General features: G+C 32.9%; 13 protein-coding genes. 11 read left to right on the forward strand and 2 right to left on the reverse strand.

Annotated features, from left to right (window positions below):
• Positions 1–54: 54 nt before the first annotated feature.
• The 4 genes from B0A57_RS01700 to B0A57_RS01715 all read left to right on the forward strand — a co-directional run bounded on the left by B0A57_RS01700 (position 55) and on the right by B0A57_RS01715 (position 3825).
• On the forward strand, positions 55–384 hold the full coding sequence (locus B0A57_RS01700; RefSeq protein WP_011962835.1) for a PadR family transcriptional regulator: 330 nt from the start codon (positions 55–57) through the stop codon (positions 382–384).
• A gap of 5 nt (positions 385–389) precedes the next feature.
• Positions 390–2171: a PspC domain-containing protein gene (locus B0A57_RS01705; RefSeq protein ID WP_034097929.1), complete on the forward strand. Its 1782-nt coding sequence runs from the start codon at positions 390–392 to the stop codon at positions 2169–2171.
• A gap of 2 nt (positions 2172–2173) precedes the next feature.
• Complete coding sequence (locus B0A57_RS01710) at positions 2174–2914, forward strand: head GIN domain-containing protein (RefSeq protein WP_034097931.1); 741 nt, start codon at positions 2174–2176, stop codon at positions 2912–2914.
• Positions 2915–2988: 74 nt separating this feature from the next.
• A complete protein-coding gene (locus tag B0A57_RS01715; protein ID WP_034097933.1) occupies positions 2989–3825 on the forward strand; it encodes a GIN domain-containing protein in 837 nt (278 codons plus the stop codon).
• A gap of 75 nt (positions 3826–3900) precedes the next feature.
• Here the strand turns inward: B0A57_RS01715 and B0A57_RS01720 are convergent, their stop codons facing one another.
• Positions 3901–4380 (reverse strand): GyrI-like domain-containing protein, encoded by a 480-nt coding sequence (locus B0A57_RS01720; protein WP_052079090.1) that lies wholly within the window; start codon positions 4378–4380, stop codon positions 3901–3903.
• A 311-nt stretch (positions 4381–4691) separates the two neighbouring features.
• On the reverse strand, positions 4692–5975 hold the full coding sequence (gene fahA, locus B0A57_RS01725; protein ID WP_034097935.1) for a fumarylacetoacetase: 1284 nt from the start codon (positions 5973–5975) through the stop codon (positions 4692–4694).
• A 136-nt stretch (positions 5976–6111) separates the two neighbouring features.
• Between fahA and glyA the strand changes: the two genes are divergently transcribed.
• The 7 genes from glyA (at position 6112) to B0A57_RS01760 (ending at position 13066) form a co-directional block, all read left to right on the forward strand.
• The gene (gene glyA / locus B0A57_RS01730; protein WP_011962841.1) at positions 6112–7386 is read left to right on the forward strand and encodes a serine hydroxymethyltransferase; all 1275 of its coding nucleotides are present in this window, start codon (positions 6112–6114) and stop codon (positions 7384–7386) included.
• A 340-nt stretch (positions 7387–7726) separates the two neighbouring features.
• Positions 7727–8572, forward strand: a complete 846-nt coding sequence (locus B0A57_RS01735) for a transketolase (protein WP_011962842.1) — start codon at positions 7727–7729, stop codon at positions 8570–8572.
• Between the two features lie 80 nt (positions 8573–8652).
• Complete coding sequence (locus tag B0A57_RS01740; RefSeq protein ID WP_011962843.1) at positions 8653–9606, forward strand: transketolase family protein; 954 nt, start codon at positions 8653–8655, stop codon at positions 9604–9606.
• A 139-nt stretch (positions 9607–9745) separates the two neighbouring features.
• A complete protein-coding gene (locus tag B0A57_RS01745; RefSeq protein ID WP_052079091.1) occupies positions 9746–10597 on the forward strand; it encodes an OmpA family protein in 852 nt (283 codons plus the stop codon).
• 71 nt (positions 10598–10668) lie between these two features.
• The gene (locus B0A57_RS01750; RefSeq protein ID WP_011962845.1) at positions 10669–11847 is read left to right on the forward strand and encodes an AIR synthase related protein; all 1179 of its coding nucleotides are present in this window, start codon (positions 10669–10671) and stop codon (positions 11845–11847) included.
• A gap of 246 nt (positions 11848–12093) precedes the next feature.
• Complete coding sequence (locus B0A57_RS01755) at positions 12094–12450, forward strand: hypothetical protein (protein WP_011962846.1); 357 nt, start codon at positions 12094–12096, stop codon at positions 12448–12450.
• Positions 12443–13066, forward strand: coding sequence for a GNAT family N-acetyltransferase (locus B0A57_RS01760; protein ID WP_011962847.1), 624 nt, complete (start codon positions 12443–12445; stop codon positions 13064–13066). The genes B0A57_RS01755 and B0A57_RS01760 overlap by 8 nt, the downstream gene beginning before the upstream one ends.
• Positions 13067–13805: the final 739 nt, after the last annotated feature.

A 13805-nucleotide genomic window follows, 5' to 3' on the forward strand; every position in this document is an offset into this window, starting at 1 on the left:
AAGAATCATCATCAATCAAAAAAAGAACAGTTTAATTACTAAAAAAGAAATTTTATGAACATTGAAAACACGAAAGCGCAAATGCGAAAAGGGGTTCTCGAGTTTTGTATTTTATCGGTCTTAAAAGACAAAGAAGCTTATACTTCGGAAATTTTAGACACGCTAAAAAGCGCAAAGCTACTGGTGGTAGAAGGTACGGTGTATCCTTTGCTTACGAGGCTTAAAAACGATAATTTGCTTAGTTATCGCTGGGAAGAATCTACTTCTGGGCCGCCAAGAAAGTATTACGGATTAACGGGAGAAGGACAAATATTTTTAAACGAATTAAATAGCACTTGGACAGAATTGTCTGATGCGGTAAACATTATAACTATTCAAAAATAATAGCCATGAATAAAACAGTAAACATGAATTTAGGAGGTTTTTTCTTCCATATAGATGAAGACGCTTATCAGAAATTGAATCGCTATTTTGATGCTATAAAGAAATCTCTTTCTAGCGACGGTCGTGAGGAAATTATGAACGATATAGAAAGTAGAGTTTCTGAACTTTTTTCGGAGAAATTAACTGGTGCAAAACAAGTTATTAGTCTGAAAGAGGTAGATGATGTTATTGCGGTGATGGGGCAGCCTGAGGATTACAAAATTGAAGACGAGGCACCAAGACAACCTAATTATAATTATGCATCATCAGGTTCTAGAAAATTATATCGTGATAAAGAAAACGGGATAATTGGTGGGGTTTTAGCTGGTTTAGGGTATTATTTTGGGATAGATAAAGTTTGGTTACGACTAATTATGTTGGTCTTATTGTTAAGTTTTGGAACGGGTTTTTTACTTTATATTATCCTCTGGATTGTCATGCCAGAAGCAGTAACTACTACCGAAAAATTAGAAATGCAGGGCGAGCCTATAAACATTTCTAATATCGAAAAAAAAGTAAAGGAAGAGTTTGAAAACTTATCTGAAAAGTTTAAAAATGCCGATGTGAATTTTAAAGACGGTATGGGTACGGTTTCTGAAAAAGTGAAAATTTTTAGTAATGATTTTAGCGACAAAATGAAATCTAATTCGTCTAGAGTAGGAAGTAATTTAGGCGATGTTATTATCAGTATTTTGGGTATTTTCGCAAAATTTTTAGGCGCTCTTATCGTAATGGTTGCATCAATATCATTACTTGGTTTTTTTGTTGCAAGTATAGTGATGCTTTTTTCCTCGACAATGCCTGATAGTTTTGCACTCAATTACATATCAACTCCTATTGGTCTGGAAACCCCGTTATGGATTCAGGGAATATTATTTCTATTAGTTTTCGGAATTCCTTTCTTTTTCTTATTAATATTAGGATTAAAATTACTTGTCACAAACTTAAAATCGATAGGAAGTATCGCTAAGTATAGTTTGCTTTCCCTTTGGATAATCGCTCTTGCAATTCTTATTGCCCTAGGAATAAAAGAAGCTACACAACTTGCTTTTGATGGCAAAGTGGTTCAAAAACAAAGTATTAATATTAGTCCAACCGATACTCTTTTTGTAAAATTTAAAAACAATGATTTTTATTCTAAAGACGTAGATAATCATGATGATTTTAGATTAATGCAAGACGAGCATGGTAAAGAAATAGTATATTCTAACAATGTATCTATCGAAATTATGCCAACCGATGAGAAATTACCCTACTTACAAATCGAAAAACTAGCCAACGGAAAAACGCCAGATGAAGCTCAGAAAAGAGCCGAAAAAATAATCTACAATTTAAAAATTGAAGGAAATAAATTAATTTTAGATAATTATTTGTTGCACAACGTTAAAAACAGGTTTAGAGACCAGCGTGTAGCATTGTTTTTATACCTTCCTAAAGGAACTTACTTAAAACCAGATAGTTCATTAAGACGTTATGAAGAAACAAATGGTGATTATTTTTCTTGGAATCCAGAATCTAAAAATGATGTATATAAAGTAGAAGACAATAAAGTAAAATGCACGAACTGTCCTGCTAACGAAAACGAAGAATCAGATTATGAACAAGATGATGATACAAACATTCGCACGCCAAATGTAACCATCAATGAAGACGTGATTTCTATTAAAAATGACACTACAATATCTAGTGCTAAAGATTTTAAAGAATTAAAAATAAATAAAGACGGAATCATTATAAAAACTAAGTAATCATGATAAAAATCATCACACTACTAACCAAATTTGTTGTTGGACTGCTAATTGCAATACTCTTTTCTTCTTGCAAATATGATATAAAATTAGGAAATAAAATAACAGGAAGCGGTCATGTTATTACAAGAGAAAGAAGCTTGGCCCCTTTTACAAAAATTGAAGTAAGTCAAGGTTTAGACTGCGAAGTAACACAAGGAGATATTCAAAAAGTTGTAATTGAAGCCGACGATAATTTACAAGCCGGCATCATTACAACAGTGACAAATGGGGTATTGCAAATATCATCAAAATACAGTAATTTTAATAACGTAAAAGCTAAAAAAATAAAAGTTCAAATACCAATTATTTTAGGTTTAGAAGCCACAAGCGCCTCAATATTAGTTACAAAAAATAATATAAAAGGCAATATTATTTATTTAAAAACCAGTAGTGCAAGCAATATAATTGCAAATGTTGAAGCCGAGAAAATTATACTAGAAGCCACAAGCGGAAGCGAGCTGAATATTGAAGGCAAAGCCCTAGAGGTAACAACAGCCTCATCTAGTGGTAGTAGTATAGATGCTAGTAGGTTGTTAGCCAATGATATAAGTTCTCAAAGTACAAGCGGAAGCACAACAATTGTAAATCCAATTCTGAAACTAAAAGCACACGCATCGAGCGGAAGCACTATAAAATATTCTAAAACACCAAAAAATTTAGCTGTCGAAGAAAATTCTGGAGGCAGCGTAGATAAGGAATAAAAAAAAATAAATTTATTAAAATCATTCACCAAAAGGGAATGATTTTTTTATATTTGTGACAAACATATTATAAAATGAAAAAAATTAACCTACTTATTTTTGCCGTCCTATTTACTACAATAACTTTTGCCCAAAAAAAAGAAAAAGTAAAAGGATCTAAAATTGTTACCATAGAAAAAATTGAAGTTAGTGCTTTTACAGAGCTTGAAATAGAAGACAACCTAGAAGTTTTTTTAGTAAAAGGAGATAAAAATGCTCTCGAAATAGAAACCGACGAAAATTTGCATACCGCTATAAACCATCAAACTTATGGCAATTCTTTACGTTTAAATACAAATAAAGAAATATCAGGTTTTAAAAAATTAGAAATAAGAGTAACTTATACAGATAGTTTAAAATTAATATCGGTAAAACACGAAGCAAAGCTAAATGCCGTTTCCGATATTGTATTGAAGGGTATTACCATTAAAACTTACGATTATTCTAAGACTATTATCAGTGCAAATACCCCAAATTTTACATTACTAGCAAACGATAAATCTAAAGTAGAACTAAACTTAAAAAGTGAAGAGGCATTTATCGAAATGAGTAAAAATGCTGCTATAAAAGCAAAAATTTCGTCTAATAAATTAAAATTCGATTTGTATCAGAAATCTGAAGCCGTTGTAGAAGGAAATACAAACGAGATGAAACTTCGTTTAGATAGCAACGCAACTTACGAAGGCAAAATGATGACTTCAAAAACACTAGATCTTACAACCGAAAGCAATACAAAATGTAGTGTATATACAAACGGAAATTTAGCAATAACAGCAACCGGGAAATCAGAAATTTCTCTGTTTGGAGAGCCAAAAATCGAATTAAAGAAATTTGCAGATCAATCTATTTTGTATAAAAAAATCCTCAAATAATTTTTTTTACAGATTTAACTTTTGTACCAATTAATAAAAATTGGATTTAAATTTGTTAAATCTGTGGCAAATTTTTCATCTATAAGTCTTTATAGGCAAATAAATGTCAATTATAGAAGTAGGTTTGTTCCATTGAAACCGATAATCATATTTTTCAAAGTGCAAAAAACCAGTCTTTGTATGGTCTTCAATTTTTAAATCTAATTTTGGAAGTAGGACTTTATAAATTTCATGAATTGTATCCTTTATATTTTCCATTTTTCCTTTGTGGGCAAATATTTCATATTCGCCTTTTGGAATCTCTAAACTTGTAAAATGGTCAGGAAACAAATAATTATTTGTTGGTATTGCTGTTAAATAAAAATACTTTTCAGAGGTCTTAAATGTTATTCCGTATTTAGTCCAATTTTTGTCATTTTCATTGAGTTTGTGTTTTTTTAGTTCTTCATTAAAGGTTATCCAATGTTTTTGTATAATTTTAAAATTCTCAGTTTGAGATTTTGTTAATTCTGTTACAAGTCCACAGGTTTTAATATTTTGTTGTATCGTTGCCATTTGTTTTCTTTTTTACAAGACTGCATCATCTAGTGTATTATTATTTATGTGGTATTAATACACTATATTTTTTTGTGAGTATCTCTCAATCTGTTAACCTGTTTTTACATATTAAAAAGATTTTCAAAACCATAAACAAATTTATTTTCTTACTTTACTCTAAATCTGTAAGAATATTTTTATATGCGTGGTCTAATTTTTATTTTGGTCTAATTTACGGATAGTTATGTTTTTAATTCATAAAGTTTTGTACTAAAATATAAAAAAAAAAATGCCTGCTAGCAGACATTTTTATAAGTGTATGATTTTTTTTACTTCATCTTATTGGCAGGTAATAATTTGCTAGAAACTTCTCCAAATCCAATTCTTACTTGGTCATTTTGGCAAAAACCTTTCATAATAACAGTATCTCCGTCATTTATAAATTTTCTTTCAGAACCATCATTCATTTTTATAGGGTTTTTTCCGCCCCAAGTAAGTTCTAGCATCGATCCGTAGGAATCTGGAGTTGGTCCAGAAATGGTACCAGACCCCATCATATCTCCAGAATTAATTCGGCAACCATTGCTGGTGTGGTGTGCTAGTTGCTGGCTCATTGTCCAGTACATATATTTTAAATTTGTTCTTGAAATAGTTATTGCTTCCGCATTTTCGGGTTCTATAGCCACTTCTAAATTAATATCGAAAGCATAATTTCCTTTTTGTTGTAAGTAGGGTAGTGGAGTAGGTTCTTGTTTTGGAGATGCACAGCGAAAAGGTTCTAATGCATCCATAGTTACAATCCAAGGCGAGATAGAGGAGGCAAAGTTTTTTGCTAAAAACGGGCCAAGTGGTACATATTCCCATTTTTGGATATCACGAGCGCTCCAGTCGTTTAGTAACACCATTCCGAAAATATGATCTTCTGCCTCATTTACAGGGATATTTTCGCCCATAAGATTAGCATCGGTCGTGATAAAAGCTGTTTCTAATTCGAAATCTACTAATTTTGAAGGACCAAAAACAGGTACGGTTTCGCCATTTGGTAAAGTTTGTCCGTTTGGTCTGTGTACTGGAATTCCGGAAGGAACAATAGTAGAGCTTCTTCCGTGATAACCCACGGGTATGTGTAGCCAGTTGGGAAGTAAAGCATTTGCAGGGTCTCTAAACATTGTACCAGTATTTGTTGCGTGTTCTTTACTGGAAAAAAAATCGGTATAATCACCTATAAATACAGGAAGTTGCATTTCTACATCAGCTACATTAAAGATAACTATATCTCGGTGTTTTTTGTTGTCTTTTAGTGTAGGATTGTTGCTGTCAAAAATATCTGCGATGCGATTTCTAACCAGTCTCCATGTTTTTTTTCCGTCAGATATAAAATCATTCAGCGTATCTTGCATAAATATATCATCAGTCAATTCTATACCACTAAAATAATTTAATTGTTGCAAAGCACCTAAATCTATTGCGTAATCTCCTATTCTGGTTCCCACTGTTACTATATTTTCTTTGGTTAAAAATACTCCAAAAGGGATGTTTTGTATAGGAAAATCAGTATCGTTAGTTATATTTAACCATGATTTTCGAGTTGGATCGTTTGCTGTAATTGGCATATAATTATTTTTTTATTTACTGCGTTAATAGCTAACGCTCTTGTGTTGATAATTCTTATACCAAATATATTATAAACTATTATTTTACCAAACGTTTTTTTGTATTTTTGTAAGGAATTTAACTAAAAAAAAAATTATGTTACGCGACCAACAAATATTTGACCTAATTATTGAAGAACAAGACAGACAAATTCACGGACTAGAGCTAATTGCTTCCGAAAATTTTGTAAGCGACCAAGTAATGGAAGCTGCAGGATCTGTACTAACAAATAAATATGCCGAAGGATATCCTGGAAAAAGATATTACGGCGGTTGTGAAGTAGTCGATGTTATCGAGCAAATTGCAATAGATAGAGCCAAAGATTTATTTGGTGCTGAGTATGCAAACGTGCAACCACATTCAGGGTCGCAAGCAAATACAGCAGTTTTTGCAGCTTGTTTGAAACCAGGAGATACTATTTTAGGTTTCGATTTATCTCACGGAGGACATTTAACTCACGGATCTCCAGTAAACTTTTCAGGAAAATTATACAATCCTACTTTTTATGGGGTAGAGCCAGAAACAGGAATGCTAAACTATGATAAAATACAAGAAATTGCAACAAAAGAGCAACCAAAACTAATCATTGCAGGCGCATCTGCTTATTCTCGTGATATGGATTTTGAACGTTTCCGTAAAATTGCAGATTCAGTAGGAGCAATTTTGATGGCTGATATTTCGCATCCAGCGGGATTAATCGCTAAAGGATTAATGAACGACCCAATTCCACATTGTCATATTATAACAACAACAACCCATAAAACACTTCGTGGGCCTCGTGGCGGATTAATTATGATGGGTAAAGATTTTGAAAACCCTTGGGGTTTAAAAACACCAAAAGGAGAAATAAGAATGATGTCTCACGTTTTAGATATGTCAGTTTTTCCAGGAAATCAAGGAGGCCCACTAGAACACATTATCGCAGCAAAAGCAGTAGCGTTTGGAGAAGCACTAACCGATGAGTTTTTTAGATATGCCATGCAAGTGCAAAAAAATGCCAAAGCTATGGCAGCCGCTTTTGTAAAAAGAGATTATCATATTATCTCTGGCGGGACGGACAATCACATGATGCTTATCGATTTAAGAAATAAAAATATTTCTGGGAAAGAAGCCGAAAATGCTTTAGTAAAAGCAGAAATTACGGTAAACAAAAACATGGTCCCTTTTGATGATAAATCACCATTTGTAACTTCAGGAATTCGTGTAGGAACGCCAGCTATTACAACTCGTGGCTTGCTAGAAGAAGATATGGAAACTATTGTTGCTTTTATTGATAAAGTAATTATGAATCATACAAATGAAGAAATTCTAGAAGAAGTTGCAGATGCAGTAAATGAAATGATGGGCGAAAGAGCGATTTTCGTATTTTAAAAACAACACCTTTATTTTATATATAAGCTATTAGCATTGTTCATCATATTGGCTTACCCTGAATAAATGCGAAATTTAAGAATCGCATACAAGGGCATTTTTTTAGAGCAAGAAAAAGAATTAATCTTCTTTTTCTTGCTTTTTTTTAATTCGATATTACGGTTATGACTAAAAGTTTAATCTTTACTACAATATTAATCATATTATTATAGATAAAAACATTTAGTCCTACTTCGGTGGAACTTTTTTTGTTTAAAACCATTAATAACTTATAACAAAATCTTTTGCGCACCAAAAAAATAGAATTACTTTTACAACTTATAATTTTTAACTACAAACAATGTCTAACACACAACAACTAGAAGATTTTTCAACACAAGTACGAAGAGATATTCTTCGCATGGTACATGCAGTAAATTCTGGTCATCCAGGAGGTTCTTTGGGCTGTACAGAGTTTTTGGTAGCACTTTACCAAAATATAATGAAAAGAAATGATGGTTTTGATATGAATGGGATTGGCGAAGATTTATTCTTCCTTTCAAACGGTCATATTTCCCCTCTTTTTTACAGTGTTTTAGCCAGAAGCGGTTATTTTCCAGTTTCAGAATTAGCAACCTTTAGAAAGCTAAACACACGTTTGCAAGGACACCCAACAACACACGAAGGTTTGCCAGGTATTCGAGTAGCTTCTGGTTCTTTAGGACAAGGTTTATCTGTTGCCATTGGTGCTGCACAAGCAAAAAAACTAAACAACGATAATAATTTAATTTACGCCCTAACTGGCGATGGCGAATTGCAAGAGGGGCAAAACTGGGAAGCCATCATGTACGCTTCTGCAAAAAATGTTGACAACCTTATTGCAACGGTCGATTATAACCGTCAGCAAATAGACGGTTCTACTAAAGATGTTTTAAATATGGGTAATCTAAAAGCTAAATTTGAAGCTTTTGATTGGGATGTTTTAGAAATAGCCAAAGGAAACAACATCGATGCCATTATTACAGGAATGAACGAAGCCAAAGCAAGAACAGGAAAAGGAAAGCCAGTTTGTGTAATTCTTCATACCGAAATGGGTAACGGAGTAGATTTTATGATGCATACCCATGCTTGGCACGGAAAAGCACCAAGTAATGATCAACTTGCAAATGCTTTAGCACAAAATCCAGAAACTTTAGGAGACTACTAAATAATTATGAGTTTTAAATTACAAATTATGAATTTTCATACTCTTAATTTTTTAAATCATTTTAATCTTTAAATTACATAATGACAAAATATACAAACACAGGAAGTAAAGATACTCGTTCAGGATTTGGTGCAGGAATGACCGAATTGGGACAAAAAAACGAAAATGTTGTAGCACTTTGCGCCGATTTAATAGGTTCGTTAAAATTTGACGATTTCAAGAAAAATCATCCAGACCGTTTTTTTCAAATAGGAATTGCAGAAGCCAACATGATTGGAATCGCAGCCGGACTAACCATTGGCGGAAAAATTCCTTTTACAGGAACATTTGCTAACTTTTCTACAGGAAGAGTTTACGATCAAATTCGTCAATCTGTAGCATATTCTGATAAAAACGTAAAAATTTGTGCTTCTCACGCTGGTTTAACGCTTGGCGAAGACGGTGCAACACATCAAATATTAGAAGATATTGGACTAATGAAAATGTTGCCAGGTATGACAGTAATTAATACCTGCGATTACAACCAAACCAAAGCAGCAACTTTAGCATTAGCCGATCATCACGGCCCTGCTTATTTGCGTTTCGGACGTCCAGTAGTGCCTAACTTTATGCCTGCAGACCAACCATTCGTAATAGGAAAAGCAATCCTATTAAACGAAGGTACAGATGTAACCATTATAGCAACAGGACATTTAGTTTGGGAAGCATTAATAGCAGCAGAAGCATTAGAGGCAAAAGGAATTTCGGCCGAGGTAATAAATATTCACACCATCAAACCATTAGACGAAGAAGCAATCTTAAAATCAGTCGCTAAAACGGGTTTTGTGGTTACTGCAGAAGAACACAATATTCTTGGCGGTTTAGGAGAAAGTGTTGCCAGAACATTAGCCCTAAATAACCCTACGCCACAAGAATTTGTTGCCGTTCAAGACTCATTTGGCGAAAGCGGAACTCCAGAACAATTAATGGAAAAATACAAACTAAACAATCAAGCCATAGTTGAAGCTGTAGAAAGAGTAATGAAGAGAAAATAATTTCTGAATTAAAAAAAAGAACCCTTTTAGTATTTAAAACACTAAAAGGGTTATATAATACCCCTGTTTTATTAGTAAGATAGCTATTTCGTATCTAGACTAATTTTTAAAAATCTTAAATTATCTAGAATTAAAGAATATGAGAATCTGTTATTTTTTACTCTTTTTATGTCTTGTAGAAAATGCTTCTGCACAAGAAAAATTAGAAATTTATTTCGATTTCAATAAAACAGACATCAATCCCAAAACTAAAATTAAACTCGATTCTTTAATCACTTCAAAAAATAAAATCGAAATTTTAAAAATTTACGGCTTCACTGATTCGGTAGATACTACTACATACAACGACTCACTTTCAATAAAAAGAGCCAAAAAAATATTTAATTATTGCAAAGAGAACAAAGTTCAGATTAGCAATCAAGTAGAAATAAAAGGTTTTGGAGAAAATTACAATCAATCTAAAAATTCAAATAAAAATAGGAAAGCAATTATTTTTTTTAAATCTATTTTATCCGATAAACCAAAACCAAACCCTAATAATTCAGAAAACGGAAGTTTCTATTCGTCAGAAAATCCAGAAATATTAAAACAGTTTTTAGCTTCCGAAAAATCAATTTTCGAAAAATTTAAAAATGCTAAAAAAGGCGATATTATAATTATTAACAATATTTTATTTCAAATTAATTCTGAAAAATTAGCCAATGGTTCTTCTCAAATTATAATAGATCTTTTAGACTATTTGACAAATAATCCAAAAATAAAAATAGAAATTCATGGAAATATTTGTTGTAATCCTAATACAAACGATGTAAAACTATCTTACAGGAGGGCAAAATATATATTCGATTATTTAATAAAAAACGGAATAGCTACCTCAAGATTGGGTTATCATGGTTATGGTAGCGCTAATCCAATTTATAAAATTCCAGAAAAAAGTTACCAGGAAGAATTAGCCAATCGCCGAGTAGAAATCTTAATTATAGAAAAATAAAAATCTGTAATCTAAAATCTGCAATCTAAAATCTAAAATATTATCTTTGCCAAACAACAACACAAACAACAATGAGTTCTGATACTTCAAAAAGATATGCGCTTCGTGGCGTTTCAGCAGGCAAAGAAGATGTGCACAACGCCATCAAAAATATAGACAAAGGATTATTCCCTAAAGCATTCTGCAAAATTGTCCCAGATTACTTAACAAACGACCAAGAATATTGCCTGATCATGCATGCAGACGGTGCAGGAACAAAATCCTCGTTAGCCTATATGTACTGGAAAGAAACAGGCGACATGTCCGTTTGGAAAGGCATCGCACAAGACGCACTCATCATGAATATCGACGATTTATTATGCGTTGGTGCAACCAATAATATTATGCTATCTTCAACCATTGGGCGTAATAAAAACCTCATACCAGGGGAGGTAATCTCTGCCATTATCAACGGAAGCGAAGAACTAATTGCCGAACTAAAAACCTTCGGAGTAACCATACATTCTACTGGTGGCGAAACTGCCGATGTAGGTGATATTGTGCGAACACTCATTGTCGATTCGACAGTAACAGCCCGTATTAAACGCAAAGACGTAGTCGATAATGCAAATATAAAAGCAGGCGATGTTATTGTAGGATTAGCCTCTTTTGGTCAAGCAAATTACGAAAAATCATACAATGGTGGCATGGGTAGCAACGGACTTACATCAGCCCGTCACGATGTTTTCGACAAATATTTAGCGCACAAATACCCAGAAAGCTTCGATGCCCAAGTTCCTCACGAACTCGTATATTCAGGAAACGTAAAACTAACTGATGCCGTAGAAAATTCTCCTATAGATGCTGGTAAATTAGTACTCTCTCCAACAAGAACCTATGCGCCAATCATCAAAAAAATACTAGAAAACTACACACCAAACGACATACATGGTATGGTACATTGTAGCGGTGGGGCACAAACAAAAATCTTACATTTTATAGACAATTTACACGTTATAAAAGACAATTTATTTCCCGTGCCACCACTTTTTAAACTCATACAGGAACAATCAAAAACAGATTGGAAAGAAATGTATCAAGTATTCAATTGCGGACACAGAATGGAGATTTATGTCCCAGAAAATATTGCAAACGATATGATTCAAATCTCAAAATCATTCGGAGTCGATGCGCAAATTGTGGGTAGAGTAGAGGCAAGTGAAAATAAAAAACTAACCATACAATCTGAATACGGAACTTTCGAATATTAATTTTTTTAGGAAGCAATCCCGCACCCAAGGCTGAAAATGAGAACTAGCGAAGCAATCCGTTACAATCTTTTTTTTTGAGGTAAAGAAAAATTGCCACAAAAAAAGGGCTTTCACTACTATCGGGGCTAAAATATTTGTAATCTTCGAGAATAATATAAAAAATCAGGAGCATTTTTTGTTAACATAATAAAACCCTTTGTGACTTTGTACAAAACTTTGTGTACTTTGTGGTTAAAAAAATAAACTATGTACGAATTAGTATTTTGGAATTATAAAGAAACAATTTACTTAAACCATCATTTGGTTTACGAAGCCATTTCAGAAGAAAAAATAGTCGACGGACTCGAAGAGCTCCCTATCGAAATAATCCTAAACCGAATCGCAAACGTTTTCTCAAAATGGGAAAAAGTCGATGAGAAAAGCTGGAAAAATAACGATGGGGTAGGCGCATTTCATATAAGAACCACACCACAAAGCATCAAAATAGATTGCTACGGAACCCAAGGCAAAACGATGAACACACTCGTGGATATTCTCCAAGAATACAAATGTCCCTTATACGACCCGCAAGTTCCAGAACGACACGACGAATTCAATGAATAATACAATTCTTATGACATTTAATTTCGATTTTTCTACAAACTACATTCTAGAAAATGATACCGTTCGTTTAGAACCTTTGCAAGAATCCCATTTTGCCAATTTATTTACAGAATCATTGCAAAACCCAGAAATCTGGAAATATTCGTCTTTACCAACAATTGGAGCAGAAAATTTTAGAAAATACATTCAATTGGCATTAAATAATCGAGAAAAACTAACAGAATACGCCTTCGTAGTTTTAGACAAACGAACAAATGAATACGCAGGAAGTACACGTTTTTATGATATGCAGCTTAGCAATAAAACGTTACAATTGGGGTACACTTGGTACGGAAAACAATTTCAAGGTACAGGACTTAACAAGCATTGCAAATATTTATTACTCGAATTTGCCTTCGAAAAAATGAATGTGGAGCGAGTAGAATTTCGTGCCGACAACGCAAACGAAACCAGTAAAGCTGCCATGAAAAGTATTGGTTGTAAGGTAGATGGTATTTTGCGAAGTAATATGACAAAACTAGACGGCGGAAGACGAGATAGTATTATTTTGAGTATCCTGCGTAGCGAATGGTTTGATGGTGTTAAAGAGAATATTAGAAAAAAGTTATTAAGATAAATTCAAACATCACTTTTACTTTCTCATATTTAAGGGATACGCCGAGTTTCTCTCAATTTTCTTGCTACGCTTTTATGTCATAAGGATATTTATGATTTCATTAAAAAAAAAAATCAGCGATGCTTTTTAGTAATTTTCTTAAAAAATTTGGGTGATCATTTGCCTTGTTAGTGGCTGTAATTAGTATATAACTCCTATTTTGAAGCGTTTTAGAGGCCTATCCAAATCATGATTTTAACGGTTTTCTAAATCATAAGTCACCCATGTAAAGAAATCAGCTGTCCTAAAAAGAGCTGTTATAAAAAACACACATTTGTTTTAACCTATTACGATTTAAATTTTTCAACTCAAAAACACGATCATTTTCAAAAAGCTATTAATTTGGCTTCTTTTTTATTGAAGAACAATCGTAAAATTAGTATAATATCAATTTATCTTTAAAAATACTGGAATATTTATTGAGGATGTTGTCATTCCGAGGAACGAGGAATCTCATAATTTGAATAACTTGATGAGATTCCTCGTTCCTCGGAATGACAAACTGTATGTTTTTTTATCCCAGTAAATTTAAACTTTAAATGGTATTACGTTTCCGCTATCATTCCAATCTGTCATTGCGAGCAAAAGCAGTTTCTCAAATTAGAATTTCAGAATCGCAATAACAGGATTTTTATTTTATAGGGGCTATTTAAGAATTTAGTTTTTTATGAGTTGTCTGAAAACATAGGCTAATTAAAAT

The organism is Flavobacterium psychrophilum DSM 3660 = ATCC 49418, from assembly GCF_002217405.1.
Classification (GTDB): Bacteria; Bacteroidota; Bacteroidia; order Flavobacteriales; family Flavobacteriaceae; genus Flavobacterium; species Flavobacterium psychrophilum.